The following is a 19,685-nucleotide window of genomic DNA, read 5'->3' on the forward strand; positions in this document are numbered from 1 at the left end:
CGAACCTGAAAGATCGCGACGTGCTTTAGCGCGCAGTCTATGCTTGATAGAGCAGTCCCTGCGGATCGATCTCCGGCTTGCGCCCGGCAACCAGATCGGCCAGGAATTTCCCGGAACCGCAGGCTAGGGTCCAGCCAAGGTGGCCGTGGCCGGTATCGAGATAGAGGTTCTTGAAGCGCGCCTGCCCCAGCACCGGAACGGAATTGGGCATCATCGGCCGCAAACCCGCCCAAAGCTCGGCCTTTTTCTCATCGAACGCGCCGGGGAAAAGCTCGTGCGCCGCCCTGAACAGGGAGGCGAAGTCGCGCGGCTTGAAGCTGCGGTCGAAACCGGTGAGTTCGGCCGTCGAGCCGATCCGCAGCCGATTTCCCAGCCGCGAATAGGCGACGTACCGATCCTCGTCGACGCCGCCCATGGTCGGGCCTTTGCTTTCGTCTTCCAGCGTCACCGTCGCCGTATAACCCTTGACCGGATAGATCGGCAGGTCAATGCCGTAGCGGCGGCCAAACGGGCCGCTTTCAGGCCCCATCGCGAGAACCACGGCATCGCCGCTCAGTGGGCCGGCGGAGGTCATCACGGACCGCACCCTGTCGCCCTCGATGTCGAGGCTTTCGACCGTGGTGTCGTACAGAAATTTTACGCCGAGCTTTTCCACCGCATAGGCGGCAAGCGCCTCGACCAGTTGCCGCGAATCGCCGGTCTGGTCCATCGACGAATAGACGCCGCCGGCAATGTCGGCCCTGGAGGCGGCCAGGCCGGGCTCCAGTTGAACCAGCCGGTCGCGGTCGACGACCTGGACGTCCAGCCCGCGCTCGCCCAGGTACAGGTAACTTTGCGCACCCGCATCAAAGGACTGTTGCGTGCGGAAAAAATAGACGATGCCCTTCTTGCGTTCGTCGTAGGCGATGCCGGTTTCGGTTGAGAGCGCGTTGATGCATTCGCGCGAATAAAGCGCCATGCGCAGCTTGACGTTGGTATTGGCGCGGACGCGGCCCGACGTGCATTGGCGCAGGAAGCGCAGGCTCCAGGCGAGGAGATACGGATCGGACAAAAGCCTGACCTTGACGCCGAGCTCATGATTGAAAATGCCGCGTACGAAAGTCTTCAGCGCCGCCGGCGAGGCCCATGCGGTGGCGTCTCCCGGCGAAACCAGCCCCGCATTGGAATAGCTGGTGCCGCGCGCAGCCATGGCGTGCCGTTCGACGACGGTGACTTCATGGCCGTCTTTCGCCAGATAGAAGGCGGCAGCCGTGCCGACCACGCCGGCACCCAAAACGAGTATCTTCATGCTACATCCCCTGCCCGCCGGAGTGGCGCCGACGACTCAACACGCCGTGCGTCGAAGCTGCCTCCATAGCGCTTACGCAACAGCGCTTCGACCCCTCAAACCCATCCAGCTTTAGGGCCAGTCAGCCGCGCGCGAAGAATTCTTGGCCGTCAGGATACGCTCCCACGCCAGCGCGTCCGTCACGATCCGGGTCAGGTCGTCGTGCTTAGGCACCCAGCCAAGTTCGCTGCGGGCGCGATCGGAATTGGCGACGACGGCGGCGGCGTCGCCGGCACGGCGGCCACCCATGACGACCGGAAAGTCGTGACCGAAGACGCGGCGCACGCTGTCGATCACCTCGATCACCGAATAGCCGTGGCTATAGCCGCAATTGGCGATCATGCTCGCGCCGCCGGCACGCAGCCGCTGCAAGGCCAGCCTGTGGGCCGCCGCCAGGTCGCTGACATGGATATAGTCGCGGATGCAGGTGCCGTCCGGCGTTTCATAATCGGTGCCGAACACCTGCATCGAGGCGCGTTTTCCAAGGGCTGTTTCGCAGGCGACCTTGATGAGATGGGTAGCGCCCGGCGTCGATTGACCGGTGCGGCCTTTCGGATCGGCGCCGGCGACATTGAAATAGCGCAGCGCCGTATAGCGAAGACCGTGCGCGGCCGCCGCATCGCGCAGCATCCATTCGCTCATCAGCTTGGACAGGCCATAGGGCGATTCCGGGGAAAGTTGCGCGTCTTCGCGAACCGGCTCCAGCCCGGCCCCGCCATAAACGGCGGCGGTGGAGGAAAAAATGAAATTGGCCACGCCTTCGCGCACCGCCGTCTCGATCAGCGCGCGCGTCTTGCAGGTGTTGTTCTCGTAATAGCCGAGCGGATCGGCGACCGATTCCGGCACCACGATGGAACCGGCGAAGTGGATGATGGCGTCGACGCCATGATCGCGAATGATCTGGCCGACCAGTTCCTTGTCCGCCACGTCACCGACGACGAGTTTCGCCTCGGGGGCCACCGCCCATTCGAAGCCGGTCGACAGCCGGTCGAGGACAACGACGCTTTCGCCGGCATCCAGCAACTCCCAGACCATGTGGCTGCCGATATAGCCGGCACCCCCCGTTACCAGAACCGTCATGCGATACCCTCTGTTACGCTGGAAACAGCTTGAACTTTAGGATTGGTGCACTGTCCGCCGCAAGCGGTTAAAATCCCACGCAGGGACCGGCGGCAAACAACCTATTTGAGACTGGATTGTTTCAAAACAAAGACCAGGTCCTTTGAACGTGGTTGTTCACTGTTAGGAAAAGGCGTGGCATTTTGACCAAACGGGTCCGGTGGACGCGGAAACAGCCAGTGGTTATGATCCGTGCAAAATGTGGGACGCAAGCATGAACTACCAGCGGTTCTTCGAGGATGCCATCGACCAGCTCCACGCAGAGCGGCGATACCGGGTCTTCGCCGATCTCGAGCGCATCGTCGGAAAATTCCCGCGCGCCATCTGGCGCGCCAACGGGCGCGAGCAGGAAATTACCGTCTGGTGCTCGAACGACTATCTCGGCATGGGGCAGCACGCCGACGTGATCGCTGCATTCCAGAACACGGCCGGCCGCATGGGTTCGGGCGCGGGCGGCACCCGCAACATTTCCGGCACCAGCAACCCGCTGGTCGAACTGGAGCTTGAACTGGCCGATTTGCATGGCAAGGAGGCCGGGCTCGTCTTCACCTCCGGCTTCATCTCGAACGAGGCGTCGATCTCGACCATCGCGCGGCTTTTGCCCAACTGCCTGGTCATTTCCGACGAACTGAACCATGCCTCGATGATCGAGGGCGTGCGTCGCTCCGGCGCGGAAAAGAAGATTTTTCGCCATAACGATGTCGCGCATCTGGAAAGCCTGCTGCAGGCGGCCGGCCGCGAGCGCGCCAAGCTGATCGTTTTCGAGAGCGTCTATTCGATGGACGGCGACATTTCGCCGATCAAGGAAATCGCCGACCTGGCGGAAAAATACAACGCCCTGACCTATATCGACGAGGTCCATGCCGTGGGCATGTACGGGCCGCGCGGCGGCGGCATCACCGAGCGCGAGGGGCTGGCCGACCGCATCGACGTCATCGAAGGCACGCTGGCCAAGGCATTCGGCACGTTGGGCGGCTACATCACCGGCACCAGCGCCATCATCGACGCCGTGCGCTCCTATGCGCCGGGCTTCATCTTCACCACGGCACTGCCGCCGGCAATCGCAGCCGCTGCGACAGCCTCCATCCGGCACCTCAAGACCTCGCAGACCGAGCGTGACGCGCAGCAACGCCAGGCGGAGCGCACCAAGCACATCCTGGCCGCCGCCGGTCTACCGGTGATGGCCTCGAACACCCATATCGTGCCGATCCTGGTGGGCGACCCCGAGCTTTGCAAAATGGCCACGGACCGCCTGCTTGGCGTACACGGCATCTACATCCAGCCGATCAACTATCCGACCGTGCCGCGCGGCACCGAACGCCTGCGTATCACGCCAACGCCTTACCACTCGGACGAACTGATCCTGGAACTGCAAGGCGCGCTGGTCGAGACGTGGGACGCGCTGGGCATTGCCTATGGCGGGGCCGGACGCCCGGCCGTTGCGGAAAGCGAACGCGTCATACCGCTGCTCGTGCCCAAGTCTGGCGGCTGAACCAGCCTTTCAGGCTTCCCCGCTATTTTTATCGTCTTGCTCGACCGGGACGGCGGAACGGATCGCTTCCTGTTCGGCATCGTCGCGCTGGACACGGCCGGTGGTAAGCAACACGATCGGGCCGCGACATTTTTGTAAGACGTTTGCCGCCGTGTCCCCGAAGAACAATTCGTCTCCCGGCCGCTGGGTGACGCCCATCACGATCAGCGCAATGCCCCTCGCCGCTTCCTTACGGATGGCTTCGCCGGCCCCGCCCTGCATCCGCATCGCCGTCAGCACGGATACGCCATAGCGCTCGCCCAGTTGGGCGATGTCCTTGAGGACGGCTTCCTCATGCTGATGCGAAATCGAGGTTTTCCGGCTCGATTTTCCTTCCTGCGATACATAGAGCGCCTTGACGCGGGCGCGGTTGGGACGCGCCATCGCCAACGCCAGTTCGGCGGCGTGGCGTGAGGCATCGGTGCCGTTGACCGGGACGAGGATGGTCTCGCCCGCCTGCAGGGTAGGCATCCTGCCGGTTGCGCCGAACCCCTTCACGACGATGCAAAGGGGACCGTCGAAACCGCTGGCCAGGTCGTTCAGGCGCGCGGTGAAGTCGCCCTTCTGGGTCAGGCTGTTGTTGAGGCCGACAAGCAGCATGTCATAGCCCTTGCGCGCTTCCTCCCTGATCGTCTTGCCGGTGGCGCCGCTTTCGCTGCGCATGCTGAGATGAACTTTCTCGACCGGGCTGTCGTCGCTTTCCTTGGCCGCCGTGGCGCTGGCCTTGGCCCCCTTCCGGATCGTGTCCATGTGCTTTTGCGGGCCCTTCCCGGTGGCAGCGCCGGCCGAGGCCGTGCCTGTTGTCAGATGCAGGAAGGTTGTCGGCGTCCCCCTGCCGCCGCCGATCAAACCCGCAAGGTGGGCGCTGAACTTGCCGATCGCGCTGTCGTCGGCGGCCAGAAGCAGGCGCTGGAGTTTCGACACGAAACCGCGCTGGTCGAGTTCCTCGCGCTCGACGCGCTCCTTTTCCTTTTCGCCCATGGGCAGCCGCGCCAGCGCCCAGCGCAGCATCGGCGGCATGGCCAGCGTGGTCAGCACGGCCATGGTGACGATCATGGTGAACAGGTTCTGCGACAGGATGCCCATCGACAGGCCGATGCTGGCGACGATGACCTCCGTGGAGCCCCGCGCATTCATGCCGCAGCCGATGGCGGTCGCTTCCTTCCAGGACAGGCCGGCGAATTTGCCGCCCATGAATGCGCCGCTAAATTTGCCGACGCTGGCGATGACGACGAGGCCAAGGGTAAGCAGGGCCAGTGTCGGGTCGACGAGCACGGTAAGATCCGCCGACAGGCCGGCCACGCCGAAGAAGATGGGCATGAACAAGGCCGTGATGATGCCGCGCAACTGGGTTTCGATGTGATCCGAAAGAATCGGCGATTCGCCGACCAGAATGCCGGCGATGAACGCGCCAAGCACCGTGTGCACGCCGATCAGGTCGGTGATCAGCGCCATGACGCCCATGATGATGAGGATCATGGTGATGACCGCATATTCGCTGCGGAAAACGTCGTTGGTCCAGCGAATAAGGGTGAAGACGATGCGCCGGCCCAGCGTGAAGCTGAACACCATGAACGCCGCCACCGCCGTGATGGTGCCCAGCAGCGACAGCACCTCGACCTTGCCATGGGTGGCGATGCCGAAGGTGACGGCGATAATCAGCCAGCCTACCGTGTCCTCGATGATGGCGGAGGAGACGATGATCTGGCCGATGTCGCGGCGCATGAAGTTCATTTCGCGCACGACCATGGCGACGATCTTGACCGACGAAATCGACAGGGCGGTGCCGAGGAAAAGGCCGGCGACGATGCGCTCGTCCGGTTCGGGCAGCAGTTCTCCGGGCAGGAACTGCGCCAGCGCGAAGCCACAGGCGAACGGCACCAATACGCCGGTGGTCGAGATCGAAACGCAGGCCGCGCGCACGCGGCGCACCAGTTTCAAATCGGTCTCCATGCCGGTCAAAAGCAGGAGCATGAGAATGCCAAGCTGCGAAACGGCGTCGATCATGCTTTTCTGGACGGGATCGCTGGAAAACACGAAATGCTGTGCCGAGGGCCATAGCCAGCCGAACAGGGACGGTCCGAGCGCGATGCCGCCGATCAACTGGCCCATGACGGCGGGCTGCCCCAGGCGCTGCAGGATTTCGCCAAGCCCGCGCCCGACGATCAAAAGAAGGACGATACCGGCGACGAAGGCGGTTTCGCTCGATCCGGAAAGGCTGGGACCGTCGGCCCCGCCAGTTTCCGCCCAGGCGCGCCCCGAAGCCACGAGCAACAGTGCAAAACCCAGCCCAAGAATGAAAACAGAGACCAGCCGTCCGTTGCCTGCACGATACATTGAGCCTCTTATCCCCCGCAATTCTATCGACTGAAACGCCCGGAAGTGGATTTACGTTGCGTTGAACCCTATTCTTTTCCGATGATGCAAGCATCCCCCGCCACATGCGCCTGCCCGCTGTTTGTCCGGCCGAATCTCGGAACCCTTGGGCGTCATGTCCGTTAACAGCGGCGCCCGGCATATCAGCCAATCCCCTTCCCGCGCAAAACCGGACCGTATGCTCGACCGTTCGCAGACCCTTCCCCATTCGCTCGCCAGCGCGCTTCGCCGGAAGGCGCCGGGCTTCATCGATTTCGAAAGCGACGCGGCCTGCACGACGATTGCTTCCTACAACGTCCACAAATGCGTCGGCACGGATGGCAAATTCGATCCGGCCCGGATCGCCCGAGTCCTTGGCGAACTCGACGCCGACATTGTCGCGCTGCAGGAGGCCGACGAGCGGACCGGCGCGCGGCTGGGCCTGCTCGACCTGAACGCGCTGCAACGCGATACCGATCTCGTCCCCACACATACGCCTGAACACCATGGCAGCCACGGCTGGCACGGCAATCTCATCCTGGCGCGCCGCGGCATCGTACAGGGCGTGCGCCAGGTCCGGCTGCCGGGATTCGAGCCGCGCGGCGCCATTATCGTCGATCTGGAACTGAAGGGTGTCGCTCTGCGCGTCGTAGCAGCGCATTTCGGCCTGTTGCGGCGCTCGCGCTCGCAGCAGGCAAGCGCGCTGGTGGAGGCGACGCAGTCGGTGCTGCGGCCGACCATCCTGCTTGGCGACCTCAACGAATGGCGCGTGCGCAACCGCTCTTCCCTGCTGGCGCTGTTGCCGCATTTCGGCCCGGTCCACGCCGTGCTGCCGAGCTTTCCGTCACGCTTTCCGCTTTTGGCGCTGGATCGCATCCTGGCCCGGCCAGCCAGCCTCATCACCCGCATCGAGGTTCATCAATCGCCTCTCGCCCGGCTCGCGTCCGACCATTTGCCGATCAAGGCGCGGCTGAACCTCGACAGCATAAGGCAGGCGGCCACGCAACCAGACCGCGCCTGAACAGTTCTTACTCCAGCCTGGATGCGCCCAACCTGAATGCGCAACGCGCGGGCTGCGGTGAAGGGAAGAGAATGGACCTGGCGGTTTCGCGGCTGGCAAAGGACAAGATCAGGGCGGGCAATACCGGCCTGCTTCTGATCGCGGACAATTATGACGCCTTCGCCGCGCGTATCCTGGCCACGCGAAGCGCTACGCGCACGCTCGACTTGATGTATTACCTCTGGCACGACGACCATACCGGGCGCCTGCTGATGCAGGAGGTCGTACGGGCGGCGGAGCGCGGCGTGCGGGTGCGCATTCTGCTCGACGACATCAATTCTCCCAACAGCGACAGCGCCTATCAGGCGCTTGATGCGCACCCCAACGTCGAACTGAAGCTGTTCAATCCGAGTGGCATGAGGAACGGCAGCCTGCTGCGCGGGCTTGAGCTGGTCTTCCGCCTGTTCGCGATGACGCGACGGATGCACAACAAGGCATGGATTGCCGACGATACCATCGCCATCGTCGGCGGGCGCAATATCGGTGACGCCTATTTCGACGCGGCGGAGACGAATTTCCGCGACCTCGATCTGCTGCTGGTGGGGCCGGCCGTTTCGCAGGCTACGCGGATATTCGAAGCCTTCTGGAACTCATCCGCCGTCATGGGCATCGGCGCGCTGCATCCGGGTGAGCCTGCCGAAGTGGCGGGCTTCGTCTCGCAAATCGACCGCACCGAGGATACCGCATTGCTGGAGGGCCTGCGCAGCCTCAACTCGATCACCGAGTTCATCGCGGCGGGCGGCGGCTTCCACTGGACCCCGGCGGCCCGCGTCATCTCCGATCCGCCGGAAAAGGTTCGCGGCGAGAAAACGCGAAGCTGGCTGATGCGGGAATTGCTGCCGATCCTGCAATCCAGCGCTAAAAATCTGGAAATCGTCTCGCCCTATTTCATCCCCGGCAGGAAGGGCACGGCCATCTTTTCGCAACTGGTGGCAAAGGGTTCGACTGTCACCGTGCTGACCAACTCGCTCGCCGCCACCGATGTCGCAACCGTGCACGGCGCCTATGCCAACTACCGCAAGCGCCTGCTGAAAGCCGGCATCCGGCTATTCGAACTGCAGCCGTTCAGCCGGCAGGCGAATATCTCGGTCTTCGGCTCCAAGGGCGCCAGCCTCCACACCAAGGCCTTTACGGTCGACGGGAAAATCGGCTTCGTCGGTTCCTTCAACTTCGACCCGCGCTCTATATCGCTGAATGCGGAGATGGGCGTGCTGTTCGAGGACGAGTGGCTGGCGGCGGAATTGCGCCGGCGCTTCCGCCACGAGATCCTGCCGCAGACAAGCTATGCCGTGACCCTGCGCGACGGCAGGCTGGTCTGGACCGGCATCGACCAGGGCCAGATGCACCAATATACCACCGAACCGGAAGCCAGCCTGTCCCGGCGCGTCCTGGCTAAGCTGGTCCGCTGGCTGCCGATCGAGTCGCAGCTGTAATTGACGGGCCGGCCTTGCGGGGATACCCGTTGCTTTGCTGTGAGCGCGTGCGCCGATCCGGCCTACGCCCGGTTACCCGTTGCCGTCGAGGGATTCTTCCCTGCGCTGCACGTCGTTGGAGATCGCCCTTGGCCCTTCCCCTTTTCCTGCAGCTTAGCCATCGGGATGTCATCTCCGAGAAGGAGAAAACGGAACTCTTCGCGCTGTTTGCGCGGGAGAAATCCTATCTGGCCGGCGAAGAGATCGTGCGTGAAGGCGCCCGCCCGAAGGTGAGCCTGCTTCTTGTCGACGGCCTGTGCGGCCGCTTCAAGGTACTGGAAGACGGCGGCCGCCAGATCGTGGCGTTTCACGTTCCAGGCGACTTCCTCGACCTGCATGGCTTCCTGCTGAAGGTGCTGGCGCATGGCGTCGTTGCCCTGTCGGACTGCACGCTGGTTCAGGTCGAACACGAGGCGCTGAAGAAGCTTACGGAAACGTCCCCTCATCTTGCACGGATGCTCTGGCTCGATACGCTGATCGACGCATCGGTACACCGCGAATGGCTGGTTGCCATGGGGCGCAGGCCTGCAATCGGCCAGCTGGCGCACCTCATGTGTGAACTTTATACGCGCCTGAAGATCGTGGACCAGACCAAAGGGTTGAGTTTCAAGCTGCCATTGACGCAGAACCAATTGGCGGATGCGCTCGGGCTTTCCCTCGTCCACGTCAACCGCACGCTGCGAGACCTGCGGCAACGCGGCGTCATCACCTGGGAAGGCGACCGTGTGCAGATCGATGATTGGGACGGTCTGGTGGAGATCGCGGAATTCGATCCCACCTATCTCAGCCTGCAGAAGGAGCCGCGCTGAGCGCTATATTCGGCCGAGCACGACGAGAACGATGACGATAATCAAGATTAGGCCAAGTCCGCCGCCGCCGTAATAGCCGGTGCCGTAGAAAGGTCCGCCGCCAAAGCCGCTGAAGCCGCCAAGCAGCGCCAGAACCAGAATGATGATAAGTATGGTGCCCAAGCCCATGATGCGGCCTCCTCGACTGTCGGCGCCACTGCGGCGTCGATTGCGTCAGGAGAGAACGCGCAGAGCCGTCTCGCGTTCCATGGGGCGCTTGAGACCGGCAGCGTGGCGTTAAAGGCTGTCTTCGAGGATAGGCTCGATGGCGACCGAGTTTTCGCCACGGCTGAAGGCGACCGCCAGGCGAAAGCTGTGCGCGATGCGCAGCGCGCGATCCATGAACAGCGCCGCCACATCGGGCGGGCAAAGGCGCCGCACGGTTGCGCGAAACAATGTCAGCCAACGCCGGAAATGCGCCTCGCCAAGTCCCGGAATGGCCAGATGCGGCGGCAATGGCCGCCCGTCATAGCGGCCCGTGCGCAAAAGCATCGATGACCAGAAGTCGCACATTTTTGCCAGATGAACGGGCCAGGCCTCCGGCGCGATACGGCTGTTGAAGACCGGACCCAGCAGAGCGTCGCGGCGAATCTCGTCATAGAATCCGTGAACGACGGCATGGACCATCGCCTCGTCGAGAACCTCCGGCAACGGAACACCGTCGATGATGATCGTCTCCCGACCTTTTCGAATTTGCGTCATGCTTCCTGTTCCGTCTTCATTCCACGTCCTGGAGACTGTTTGGAAATTCTACCCTGCCGGTCATCTGGCGTGGTTTTCCGCGCTTCCGGTGCTTACATACGCGAATTATCAAACCGTCTCTCATGACCGTCATAGAGCAGGCAGGTAATTCGTATTTGCGATAAAGCAAGCTGGCGCTCCGACAAAGCCCGCCGTTCCCGGCAAAGCCTGCTGTTAATGTCTCGTGTAGAGCGCTTGCGTGCCGCCAAGCCTGTTCTTATATACCCGGCAAGCCGTTCGCTGCCCGGACATGAGCCGGTTGTAGCGACGGAAATTCTTGTGAACAGGGGTTTTCCACGGAACGCCTGATGGGTCCGGAAAACCTGCTTAGCGGAGAGAACGAAAAAAAATGGCAAAAGTAATCGGTATCGACCTCGGAACGACCAACTCCTGCATCGCCATCATGGACGGCAAGGAGCCGAAGGTCATCGAGAATGCGGAAGGCGCGCGCACGACGCCTTCGATCGTCGCTTTTTCCAGCGACGGCGAGCGTCTCGTCGGCCAGCCGGCCAAGCGCCAGGCGGTCACCAATCCTGAAAACACCGTCTTCGCGGTCAAGCGCCTCATCGGCCGCCGCTACGACGACCCCGTCACCTCCAAGGACAAGGATCTCGTCCCCTACACGATCGTCAAGGGCGACAATGGCGACGCATGGGTGGAAGCCGGCGGAGCCAAGCAGTCGCCCTCGCAGATTTCGGCCATGATCCTGCAGAAGATGAAGGAAACGGCGGAAGCCTATCTCGGCGAGAAGGTCGAGAAGGCGGTCATCACCGTTCCGGCCTATTTCAACGACGCCCAGCGCCAGGCCACCAAGGACGCCGGCAAGATCGCCGGCCTTGAAGTGCTGCGCATCATCAATGAGCCGACTGCGGCAGCGCTCGCCTACGGCCTCGACAAAAGGGAAGGCAAGACCATCGCCGTTTATGACCTTGGCGGCGGTACTTTCGATATTTCCGTGCTGGAAATCGGCGACGGCGTGTTCGAGGTCAAGTCGACCAATGGCGACACCTTCCTCGGCGGCGAGGATTTCGACATGCGCCTGGTCGAGTACCTGGCGGCCGAGTTCAAGAAGGAACAGGGCATCGACCTGAAAACCGACAAGCTGGCCCTGCAGCGCCTCAAGGAAGCTGCGGAGAAGGCCAAGATCGAACTGTCGTCGACCACACAGACCGAGATCAACCTGCCCTTCATCACCGCCGACCAGACCGGCCCGAAGCACCTGACGCTGAAGCTTACCCGCGCCAAGCTCGAGCAGCTGGTGGACGATCTCGTCCAGCGCACCATCGAGCCCTGCAAGGCGGCGCTCAAGGACGCGGGCCTCAAGGCCGGCGAGATCGACGAAGTGGTTCTGGTCGGCGGCATGACGCGCATGCCCAAGATCCAGGAAATCGTGAAGCAGTTCTTCGGCAAGGAGCCGCACAAGGGCGTCAACCCGGATGAAGTGGTGGCGCTTGGTGCGGCCATCCAGGCCGGCGTGCTGCAGGGCGACGTCAAGGACGTGCTGTTGCTCGACGTGACGCCGCTGTCGCTCGGCATCGAGACGCTGGGCGGCGTGTTCACGCGCCTGATCGAGCGCAACACGACGATCCCGACCAAGAAGAGCCAGGTGTTCTCCACCGCCGAGGATTCGCAGAGCGCGGTGACCATCCGCGTCTTCCAGGGCGAGCGCGAGATGGCGCAGGACAACAAGGCGCTCGGCCAGTTCGACCTGGTCGGCATTCCGCCGGCGCCGCGCGGCGTGCCGCAGATCGAGGTCACCTTCGACATCGACGCCAACGGCATCGTCAACGTCTCCGCCAAGGACAAGGGCACCGGCAAGGAGCACCAGATCCGCATCCAGGCCTCGGGCGGCCTTTCCGACGCCGACATCGACAAGATGGTCAAGGATGCCGAGGCCAATGCCGAGACCGACAAGAAGCGGCGCGGGCTGGTCGAAGCACGTAACCAGGCCGAAGCGCTGGCGCATTCTTCGGAGAAGTCGCTGAAGGAGTATGGCGAGAAGGTTTCGGAGGAAGACCGCAAGGCGATCTCCGATGCGATCGCAGCGCTCAAGACTGCCGCGGAAGGCGATGACGCCGCCGAGATCGAGGCAAAGAGCCAGGCGCTGGCCGAAGTTTCGATGAAGCTGGGCCAAGCCATGTACGAGGCCAGCCAGAAAGAAGCCGCCGAAGCCGACGCCCAGGCGGATGCCGCCAAGGACGACGATGTGGTCGACGCCGATTTCGAGGAAATCGACGAGGACGACGACAAGAAGAAGTCGGCGTAAGCGGCCTGATTGCAGGTAAAACGGAAAGCCCGGCGCAAAGGCCGGGCTTTTTTGCAACCAATTCCGGAAATGTGCGATGAACGCCGCGGCAGCTATGGCGCCCCGGCCTTTCAATTCCTAAATCGAACGCATGGAGCCGGCAAATGACGCAACAATGCTTCAAGACATTGAACATCCGGGCAGCGGGACAAAATGAAGGCTGATTTCTACGAAACGCTGGGCGTGCAAAAAGGCGCCGACGAGAAGGAACTGAAAGGCGCTTTCCGCAAGCTTGCCATGCAGTTCCATCCGGACCGGAATCCGGGCGACGACGCCTGCGAGCACAAGTTCAAGGAAATCAACGAAGCCTATGAGACGCTGAAAGACCCGCAGAAGCGGGCCGCCTACGACCGCTTCGGCCACGCGGCTTTCGAACAGGGCGGCATGAACGGCGGCGGCCAGGGCTTCGCCAGCGGCGGCTTCGCCGACATCTTCGAGGACATTTTCGGCGACATGATGGGCGGCGGCAGGCGTCGCTCTTCGGGCGGGCGCGAACGCGGCGCCGACCTGCGCTACAATATGGAAATCACGCTGGAAGAAGCGTTTGCCGGTAAAACCGCGCAGATTCGCGTGCCTGCTCCCATTTCCTGCATCGAATGCTCGGGTACCGGCGCCAAGCCCGGCACCCAGCCGGTCACCTGCTCGATGTGCAACGGCCACGGCAAGGTGCGCGCCAGCCAGGGCTTCTTCTCCATCGAGCGCACCTGCCCGCAATGCCAGGGTCGCGGCCAGACGATCAAGGACCCATGCCCGAAATGCGCCGGCCAGGGCCGCGTCATCGAGGAGCGTTCGCTATCGGTCAATATCCCGGCCGGCATCGAGGACGGCACCCGCATTCGCCTCGCCAACGAAGGCGAAGCCGGGCAGCGCGGCGGGCCTTCAGGCGATCTCTATATTTTCCTGGCGGTAAAGCCGCACGAATTCTTCCAGCGCGACGGTGCCGACCTCTATTGCAAGGTGCCGATCTCGATGACCACGGCAGCGCTCGGCGGCCAGTTCGAGGTGACGACGCTGGATGGCACCCAGACCCGCGTGAAAGTGCCGGAGGGCACGCAGAACGGCCGTCAGTTCCGCCTGAAGGGCAAGGGCATGCCGGTGCTGCGCCAGCCGAATATCGGCGATCTCTACATCCAGACCGCTGTGGAAACGCCGCAAAACCTGTCGCGCCGCCAACGCGAATTGCTGGAAGAGTTCGAAAAGCTCTCGTCCACGGACAATTCTCCACAGTCGAGCGGCTTTTTCTCTCGCATGAAGGATTTCTTCGAGTCGTTCGGAGAGCAGTGAGTGCGACTTTTTTTGTTTCGATAACGACATTTTCGCGTGATTTTTGGTTGATGCCCCGCCGGTAGATGCTACATAGCGCGCGGGGGACGCACGGGAGATGCTTGCATGATACGTGGTTCCGAATTGCGCAAAGCGCTCGCGGAAAAATTCAGCGACGAAGTCAGCTTTTTCAAAGGCTGGATGGACAAGCCCAAGGCCGTCGGTGCTATCGTGCCTACCAGCTCCGTGACGGCGCGGCGGATGGCGTCTGTCATCGATACCGGTTCGAACCTGCCGGTGCTGGAGGTCGGCCCCGGAACCGGCGTCATAACGAAGGCGATCCTGGCGCGCGGGGTAAGGCCAGAAAGCCTCTACGCTATCGAATATTCCGCGAACTTCGTTCGCCATTTGCGCCGGCTCTACCCAAGCGTCAACATCATCGAGGGCGACGCTTTCAATATCGATCATACGCTCGGCGACAAGCGCGACACGATCTTCGATTGCGCGATCTCGGCCGTCCCGCTGCTCAACTTCCCGGTGGAGCGCCGCGTTGCCTATCTGAACGATCTTCTGGCGCGCATTCCGGCCGGGCGGCCGGTGATCCAGATCACCTATGGGCCGATGTCGCCTATCCCCGCCGGCAAGGGCGACTACACGGTGAAGCATTTCGATTTCATCATCCGCAACATCCCGCCGGCCCATCTGTGGATTTACCGGCGTCCTGCTCATTGATCCCGACTGTACGATTGATTTGGCCCGCGCTTTGCCTATAGCTGCGGTCTGACCGAGTACCGGAACAGACCGAATCCGTTCCGTGGTCGATCCGATGCCCGAACAGGAGCGCCGTGTGCCCGTCACCCCGAGAATTCTCGTCTTCGCCGGATCGGTTCGCGTCGGCGCCTATAGCGGCAAGACCGCCGACGTGGCGCAAAAGGAACTGGCGATCCAGGGTGCCGAAGTGACGCGCATTTCACTTGGGGACTATCCGCTTCCGATCATCGACGAGGATCTGGAGAAAGAGCATGGCGTTCCCGAAAACGCGGTCCGGCTGGCGCGCCAGATCGCCGCTCATGACGGACTTCTGATCGCCACGCCCGAATATAACGGCTCCATCCCGCCGCTCCTGAAAAACGCCATCGATTGGGTAAGCCGGGTGCGCACCGACGCCGGCCGGCCGGTCCGGCCGCTATCCGGCAAGCCCGTTGCGCTGTGTTCGTCCTCCAGCAGCCCGTTCGCCGGCATCCGCTGCATCAACCATCTGCGCGCGGTTCTGGTACGCTGCCAGATGGAGGTGATTTCGCCGGAATGCTCCGTGCCGGCGGGGGCGGAAGCCTTCGACGAGGCGGGCGAATTCAGGAACCGGCGGCAGCACCGCGCCATGGAAACGGTTGCAACGGCGCTCATCGAGCGCGCCCGGATGCTCTCGGAAAGGATCGAACCATGAGTGACGAAATGATGGGGATGCAGCAGCGGCTGATCGTCGGCCTCGACGTGCCGAGCGTCGCGGACGCCGAGACCGTGGTGCGCGAACTGGAGGGCATGGTTTCCTTCTACAAGATCGGCTACCAGCTTGCCTTTGCCGGAGGGCTCGACTTCGCCCGCGAACTGGCGTCGGGCGGCACAAAAGTATTCCTCGACATGAAACTGCTCGACATCGACAACACCGTCGCCAAGGGTGTCGAGAATATCGTGCGCATGGGCATGACCATGCTGACCCTGCACGCCTACCCGAAGACGATGCGCGCGGCGGTGGAAGCCGCCAGAGGCAGCGACCTATGCCTGCTCGGCGTCACCGTGCTGACCTCGATGGACGAGCAGGACGTGATCGACGCAGGCTACGAATACGACCCGCACACGCTGGTGTTGCGGCGCGCCGAACAGGCGCTGCATGCGGGCATGGGCGGCATCGTCTGCTCGGCCAGCGAAGCGGAAGCGGTGCGCCGCATCGTCGGGCCGGGCATGGCGGTGGTGACGCCCGGCATCCGGCCCGCAGGCGCTGACCATGGAGACCAGAAGCGCGTGGTCACGCCCGGCCAGGCGATCCGCAACGGCTCCAGCCATCTCGTCGTTGGCCGGCCCATCGTCGGCGCGGTTGACAGGCGGGGGGCGGCGCACGCTATTCTCGACGAGATGCGCGCCGCGTAACTCGTGCGCTTGGGAGAGAAAAGATGGCCAAGGGATACTGGATCGCCCGTGTCGATGTTCGCGACCCCGAGCACTACAAGGATTATGTTTCGACCGCCAAGCCGGCCTTCGAGCGCTTCGGTGCGAAGTTTCTGGCGCGTGGCGGCGAACACGAAAACGTGGAAGGGCCGGGGCGCGCGCGCAACGTCATCATCGAATTCGAATCGCTGGCGGTCGCGAAGGACTGCTACAACTCGCCCGAATACCAGGCTGCCAAGGCGATCCGCCAAAAGGTGGCCGATGGCGAGATCGTGCTGATCGAAGGCGCCTGAGGCATGTCGCCCGAAAGTGGGAACCGGTTTCGGGGCAACGACATGCATCAAAACAAGGACTTGAAGCGCACCGCGTAAATCCATCCAGGCGCGAAGCGCCGGGGGGCGCCCGATCACAGCCGCCAGAGTTTCCTTGCATTGCCCGAAAGCAGCTTTGCCCGGTCGTCGTCGCTGACGCCGGCCAGCAGCGCATGCGTCGCCGCAATCCAGGGCGCAAGCCCGCCACCCAGCGTGCAGACCGGCCAGTCGCTGCCCCACACGACGCGATCCCAGCCGAACGCGCCGATCGTATGCTCGACATAGGGTTTTAAGGTTTCCACCGCCCATGTGCCGGGGTCGGCATAGGCGACCACGCCGGAAATCTTGGCGGTAACGTTAGGCCGCCGGGCAATCTCCGCCATGTGCTCGCGCCATGGATGCTCGTTTGCGCCCTTGATGTCGGGCGCGCCGCAATGGTCGAGCACGAAAGAAACGTCGGGTGCGAGGTCGGCCAACGCGATGGCCTTGGGTATCTGGTGCGGCTGTACGACCAGATCGAAGGTCAGGTGCTGCCCTGCCATGCGGGCGATGTTTTCGCGAAACAGCGCGCCTTCGGAGAGGTCGTCGGGCACCACATGCAGAACGCGACGAAATCCCTTCACGAAGGGATCGGCCTGCTGGCGTTCGAGATGGGCGGCAAAACCTTTTTCCTCGGGGCGGCAGGAGGCGATCGCGCCCACCAGCAAGCTGCCCACCCGCGAGGCCAGCGCCTTGACACGCTCCGTCTCGGCATCGATGTCGGTGGGATCCACATCGACTTCCATGTGGAGAGCGGCCGCTATGCCGGCACGCTTGGCCTGAACCGCGTATTCCTCGTACAGGAAATCACGGTCCAGCGCCGGGACGCCGGCAAGCCAGGGGTAACGCAGGGCGGAGCGGTCGATCAGATGCAGATGGGTATCGACGATCATCCGTTCTGCTCCCCCTGCGCCTTGTTGGCCCTATGCCGCCTTCTTCGCCTCGCCTTTCGCGTAAGGGTCAAAGCGCTGGTAGAAGCTTTCGCCCTTTTCGGCCATGTCGAGAAGCAGCTTCGGCGCCTTGAACTCCGCCCCGTATTTCTTCTGCAACCGCTTGGCAATCTGGACAAATTCCTTCGCGCCGATGCCGTCGATGTAGGACAGCGTGCCGCCCGTATAGGGTGCGAAGCCGAAGGCGAGGATCGAGCCGACATCGGCCTCGCGCGGGTCGATGACGATCTTTTCCTCCATGACACGCACCGCCTCCAGCGCGATGGTGACGAGGAGTCGTTGCTGCAATTCCTCGAAATCGACGTCGTCGGCCTTCTTTTGCGGGTACAGATCTTTCAGGCCCGGCCACAGCTTTTTCTTGGCCGGCTTTGCCGGGTAATCGTAAAAGCCCTTGCCGTTCTTGCGGCCGAAACGCTGATGCGTATCGACCAGCGTGTCGATGAGCTTCATCTGCTCAGGGTCGACGGCCTTGTCGCCCAGGTCGCGGACGGTCTGGTGCATGATCTTTTGGGCCAGATCGACCGCCGTTTCGTCGGTCAAAGCCAGCGGCCCGACCGGCATGCCGGCGGCGCGCGCGGCGTTTTCGATCATGGCTGCCGGCACGCCTTCGATCAGCATCTTGTAGGCTTCCGACATGTAGCGCAGCACGCAACGGTTGACGTAGAAGCCGCGCGTATCGTTGACGACGATCGGCGTTTTCTTGATGGCGCGCACGAAATCGATCGCGGTCGCCAGCGCCTTGTCGCCGGTCTTCTTGCCCAGAATGATCTCGACCAGCAGCATCTTGTCGACCGGCGAGAAGAAGTGGATGCCGACAAAATTCTTCGGGCGCGCCGAATTCTTCGCCAGCGACGTGATCGGGATGGTCGAGGTGTTCGACGCAAACACGGCCGACGATTTGAGCACCGCCTCGGCCTGTTCGGTGGCGGCCTTCTTGACACCTGAATCCTCGAACACCGCTTCGACCACCAGTTCGCAGCCGGCAAGCAGCGCATAGTCGGCCGTGGGCGTTATCAGGCCGAGAAGCTTTTCCTTGTCCTCTAGCGTAGCGCGGCCCTTCTTGATCAGGCCGTCCATCAAGCCTTCCGAATGCGCCTTGCCCTTTTCGGCCGATGCCGTGTCGCGGTCGAGCAGCACCACCGGGATGCCCGCCTTGGCAGTGACGTAGGCGATGCCCGCGCCCATGAAGCCCGCGCCAAGCACGCCGATCTTCTTGAACTTCGTTTCCGGAACGTCGGCGGGGCGGCGCGCGCCCTTGTTCAGTTCCTGCAGCGAAATGAACAGCGAGCGGATCATCGCCGCTGCTTCCCTCGTCTGCATGATTTCCGTGAAATAGCGCAGTTCTATGCGCAGGCCGGTGTCGAACGGCACCAGCAGCCCCTCATAAACGCATTTCAGGATGGCGTTCGCGGCCGGATAATTGCCGTAGGTTTCACGGCGAAGAATGGCGATCGCCGGCGGCCACAGATTAGCGCCCGCCGCCGAATAGATCGGGCCGCCGGGAAGCCGAAACCCCTTTTCGTCCCAGGGCTGAACCGGCTTCAAGCCGCCCTTGATCATCGCCTTGGCGGTCTCGACCAGCTTTGCTGGCTCGGCGATCTCGTGGATCAACCCCATCGCCTTGGCCTTCTTCGGCGTCAGCGTCTGGCCGGAGGTCAGCATCTGCAAAGCCTGCTGCTGGTCGGTCAGGCGCGGCACGCGCTGGGTGCCGCCGGCACCCGGAAAGATGCCGATTTTTACCTCGGGCAGCGCCATCTTCACCTTGTCCGAATCCGCGGCTATGCGGCCGTGGCAGGCGAGCGACATCTCGAACGCGCCGCCCATGCAGGTGCCGTTGATGGCCGAGACGAACGGCTTGCCGCAGGTTTCCAGCTTGCGGAACAGGCCGCTCATGAAGCCGGCCGTATCGAACAGTTTTTGGGTCGCTTTTTCGAGATTGCCCGCCTTTTCCTTGGCGAAGGTCTTCAACATCTTTTGCAGCATGGCGATGTCCGCGCCGCCGGAGAAAGTCTCCTTTCCGGAGGTGATGACCGCGCCCTTGATGGCCGCGTTCGAGGCGACGTGATCGACGATGGCGTCCAGTTCGCTTATCACCCCCTCGGTGAAGACGTTCATCGAACGGTCGGGCATGTCCCAGGTAATCAGCGCAATGCCGTCGGCATCGGTTTCGAAAGTGAAATTGGTGTAGGTCATTTTCCAGG

Annotated in this window: 17 protein-coding genes; 10 read left to right on the plus strand and 7 right to left on the minus strand. The window is 62.8% G+C overall.

The window, feature by feature from the left end; translation table 11 throughout:
- Positions 1-37: 37 nt before the first annotated feature.
- Together ACX3P0_RS15500 and galE are read right to left on the minus strand one after the other, a co-directional pair.
- Positions 38-1,288 (minus strand): D-amino acid dehydrogenase, encoded by a 1,251-nt coding sequence (locus ACX3P0_RS15500; protein ID WP_459089805.1) that lies wholly within the window; start codon positions 1,286-1,288, stop codon positions 38-40.
- 111 nt (positions 1,289-1,399) lie between these two features.
- Complete coding sequence (gene galE, locus ACX3P0_RS15505) at positions 1,400-2,407, minus strand: UDP-glucose 4-epimerase GalE (RefSeq protein WP_459089807.1); 1,008 nt, start codon at positions 2,405-2,407, stop codon at positions 1,400-1,402.
- 253 nt (positions 2,408-2,660) lie between these two features.
- Between galE and hemA the strand changes: the two genes are divergently transcribed.
- Positions 2,661-3,938: a 5-aminolevulinate synthase gene (hemA, locus tag ACX3P0_RS15510; protein ID WP_459089809.1), complete on the plus strand. Its 1,278-nt coding sequence runs from the start codon at positions 2,661-2,663 to the stop codon at positions 3,936-3,938.
- Positions 3,939-3,947: 9 nt separating this feature from the next.
- Here the strand turns inward: hemA and ACX3P0_RS15515 are convergent, their stop codons facing one another.
- Positions 3,948-6,314, minus strand: coding sequence for a cation:proton antiporter domain-containing protein (locus ACX3P0_RS15515; protein ID WP_459089811.1), 2,367 nt, complete (start codon positions 6,312-6,314; stop codon positions 3,948-3,950).
- Between the two features lie 217 nt (positions 6,315-6,531).
- Here ACX3P0_RS15515 and ACX3P0_RS15520 point away from each other — a divergent pair, with 217 nt between their 5' ends.
- The 3 genes from ACX3P0_RS15520 (at position 6,532) to ACX3P0_RS15530 (ending at position 9,673) form a co-directional block, all read left to right on the plus strand.
- The gene (locus ACX3P0_RS15520) at positions 6,532-7,353 is read left to right on the plus strand and encodes an endonuclease/exonuclease/phosphatase family protein (protein ID WP_459089987.1); all 822 of its coding nucleotides are present in this window, start codon (positions 6,532-6,534) and stop codon (positions 7,351-7,353) included.
- A 71-nt stretch (positions 7,354-7,424) separates the two neighbouring features.
- The gene (locus tag ACX3P0_RS15525; protein WP_459089813.1) at positions 7,425-8,825 is read left to right on the plus strand and encodes a phospholipase D family protein; all 1,401 of its coding nucleotides are present in this window, start codon (positions 7,425-7,427) and stop codon (positions 8,823-8,825) included.
- Positions 8,826-8,953: 128 nt separating this feature from the next.
- Positions 8,954-9,673 (plus strand): Crp/Fnr family transcriptional regulator, encoded by a 720-nt coding sequence (locus ACX3P0_RS15530; protein WP_459089815.1) that lies wholly within the window; start codon positions 8,954-8,956, stop codon positions 9,671-9,673.
- Positions 9,674-9,676: 3 nt separating this feature from the next.
- On the opposite strand, the gene ACX3P0_RS15535 is transcribed toward ACX3P0_RS15530, so the two are convergent.
- Together ACX3P0_RS15535 and ACX3P0_RS15540 are read right to left on the minus strand one after the other, a co-directional pair.
- Entirely contained in the window at positions 9,677-9,841 is a 165-nt protein-coding gene (locus ACX3P0_RS15535; RefSeq protein ID WP_459089817.1) for a DUF3309 family protein, read from the minus strand.
- 108 nt (positions 9,842-9,949) lie between these two features.
- Entirely contained in the window at positions 9,950-10,414 is a 465-nt protein-coding gene (locus ACX3P0_RS15540; RefSeq protein WP_459077807.1) for a group III truncated hemoglobin, read from the minus strand.
- Positions 10,415-10,802: 388 nt separating this feature from the next.
- Between ACX3P0_RS15540 and dnaK the strand changes: the two genes are divergently transcribed.
- The 6 genes from dnaK (at position 10,803) to ACX3P0_RS15570 (ending at position 16,477) form a co-directional block, all read left to right on the plus strand.
- Positions 10,803-12,719, plus strand: a complete 1,917-nt coding sequence (dnaK, locus tag ACX3P0_RS15545; protein WP_459089819.1) for a molecular chaperone DnaK — start codon at positions 10,803-10,805, stop codon at positions 12,717-12,719.
- 192 nt (positions 12,720-12,911) lie between these two features.
- Positions 12,912-14,042: a molecular chaperone DnaJ gene (dnaJ, locus tag ACX3P0_RS15550; protein WP_459089821.1), complete on the plus strand. Its 1,131-nt coding sequence runs from the start codon at positions 12,912-12,914 to the stop codon at positions 14,040-14,042.
- A gap of 105 nt (positions 14,043-14,147) precedes the next feature.
- Entirely contained in the window at positions 14,148-14,753 is a 606-nt protein-coding gene (gene pmtA, locus ACX3P0_RS15555; protein ID WP_459077804.1) for a phospholipid N-methyltransferase PmtA, read from the plus strand.
- Positions 14,754-14,868: 115 nt separating this feature from the next.
- Positions 14,869-15,465, plus strand: coding sequence for an NADPH-dependent FMN reductase (locus ACX3P0_RS15560; RefSeq protein WP_459089823.1), 597 nt, complete (start codon positions 14,869-14,871; stop codon positions 15,463-15,465).
- Positions 15,462-16,166: an orotidine-5'-phosphate decarboxylase gene (pyrF, locus tag ACX3P0_RS15565; protein ID WP_459077802.1), complete on the plus strand. Its 705-nt coding sequence runs from the start codon at positions 15,462-15,464 to the stop codon at positions 16,164-16,166. The genes ACX3P0_RS15560 and pyrF overlap by 4 nt, the downstream gene beginning before the upstream one ends.
- Before the next feature lie 23 nt (positions 16,167-16,189).
- Positions 16,190-16,477, plus strand: coding sequence for a DUF1330 domain-containing protein (locus tag ACX3P0_RS15570; protein WP_459077801.1), 288 nt, complete (start codon positions 16,190-16,192; stop codon positions 16,475-16,477).
- A gap of 113 nt (positions 16,478-16,590) precedes the next feature.
- Here ACX3P0_RS15570 and ACX3P0_RS15575 read toward each other — a convergent pair whose 3' ends face one another.
- Together ACX3P0_RS15575 and ACX3P0_RS15580 are read right to left on the minus strand one after the other, a co-directional pair.
- On the minus strand, positions 16,591-17,427 hold the full coding sequence (locus ACX3P0_RS15575; protein WP_459077800.1) for an amidohydrolase family protein: 837 nt from the start codon (positions 17,425-17,427) through the stop codon (positions 16,591-16,593).
- Between the two features lie 30 nt (positions 17,428-17,457).
- Complete coding sequence (locus ACX3P0_RS15580; protein WP_459089825.1) at positions 17,458-19,677, minus strand: 3-hydroxyacyl-CoA dehydrogenase NAD-binding domain-containing protein; 2,220 nt, start codon at positions 19,675-19,677, stop codon at positions 17,458-17,460.
- Positions 19,678-19,685: the final 8 nt, after the last annotated feature.

This window comes from Mesorhizobium sp. A556, from assembly GCF_054489545.1.

Coding starts and splice junctions, on each gene's coding strand:
- pyrF (WP_459077802.1), top strand. CDS start 15,462: ATGAGTGACGAAATGATGGGGATGCAGCAGCGGCTGATCGTCGGCCTC.
- ACX3P0_RS15540 (WP_459077807.1), bottom strand. CDS start 10,414: ATGACGCAAATTCGAAAAGGTCGGGAGACGATCATCATCGACGGTGTT.
- hemA (WP_459089809.1), top strand. CDS start 2,661: ATGAACTACCAGCGGTTCTTCGAGGATGCCATCGACCAGCTCCACGCA.
- ACX3P0_RS15520 (WP_459089987.1), top strand. CDS start 6,532: ATGCTCGACCGTTCGCAGACCCTTCCCCATTCGCTCGCCAGCGCGCTT.
- ACX3P0_RS15535 (WP_459089817.1), bottom strand. CDS start 9,841: ATGGGCTTGGGCACCATACTTATCATCATTCTGGTTCTGGCGCTGCTT.
- pmtA (WP_459077804.1), top strand. CDS start 14,148: ATGATACGTGGTTCCGAATTGCGCAAAGCGCTCGCGGAAAAATTCAGC.
- ACX3P0_RS15580 (WP_459089825.1), bottom strand. CDS start 19,677: ATGACCTACACCAATTTCACTTTCGAAACCGATGCCGACGGCATTGCG.
- dnaJ (WP_459089821.1), top strand. CDS start 12,912: ATGAAGGCTGATTTCTACGAAACGCTGGGCGTGCAAAAAGGCGCCGAC.
- ACX3P0_RS15500 (WP_459089805.1), bottom strand. CDS start 1,288: ATGAAGATACTCGTTTTGGGTGCCGGCGTGGTCGGCACGGCTGCCGCC.
- ACX3P0_RS15570 (WP_459077801.1), top strand. CDS start 16,190: ATGGCCAAGGGATACTGGATCGCCCGTGTCGATGTTCGCGACCCCGAG.
- ACX3P0_RS15575 (WP_459077800.1), bottom strand. CDS start 17,427: ATGATCGTCGATACCCATCTGCATCTGATCGACCGCTCCGCCCTGCGT.
- dnaK (WP_459089819.1), top strand. CDS start 10,803: ATGGCAAAAGTAATCGGTATCGACCTCGGAACGACCAACTCCTGCATC.
- ACX3P0_RS15515 (WP_459089811.1), bottom strand. CDS start 6,314: ATGTATCGTGCAGGCAACGGACGGCTGGTCTCTGTTTTCATTCTTGGG.
- galE (WP_459089807.1), bottom strand. CDS start 2,407: ATGACGGTTCTGGTAACGGGGGGTGCCGGCTATATCGGCAGCCACATG.
- ACX3P0_RS15525 (WP_459089813.1), top strand. CDS start 7,425: ATGGACCTGGCGGTTTCGCGGCTGGCAAAGGACAAGATCAGGGCGGGC.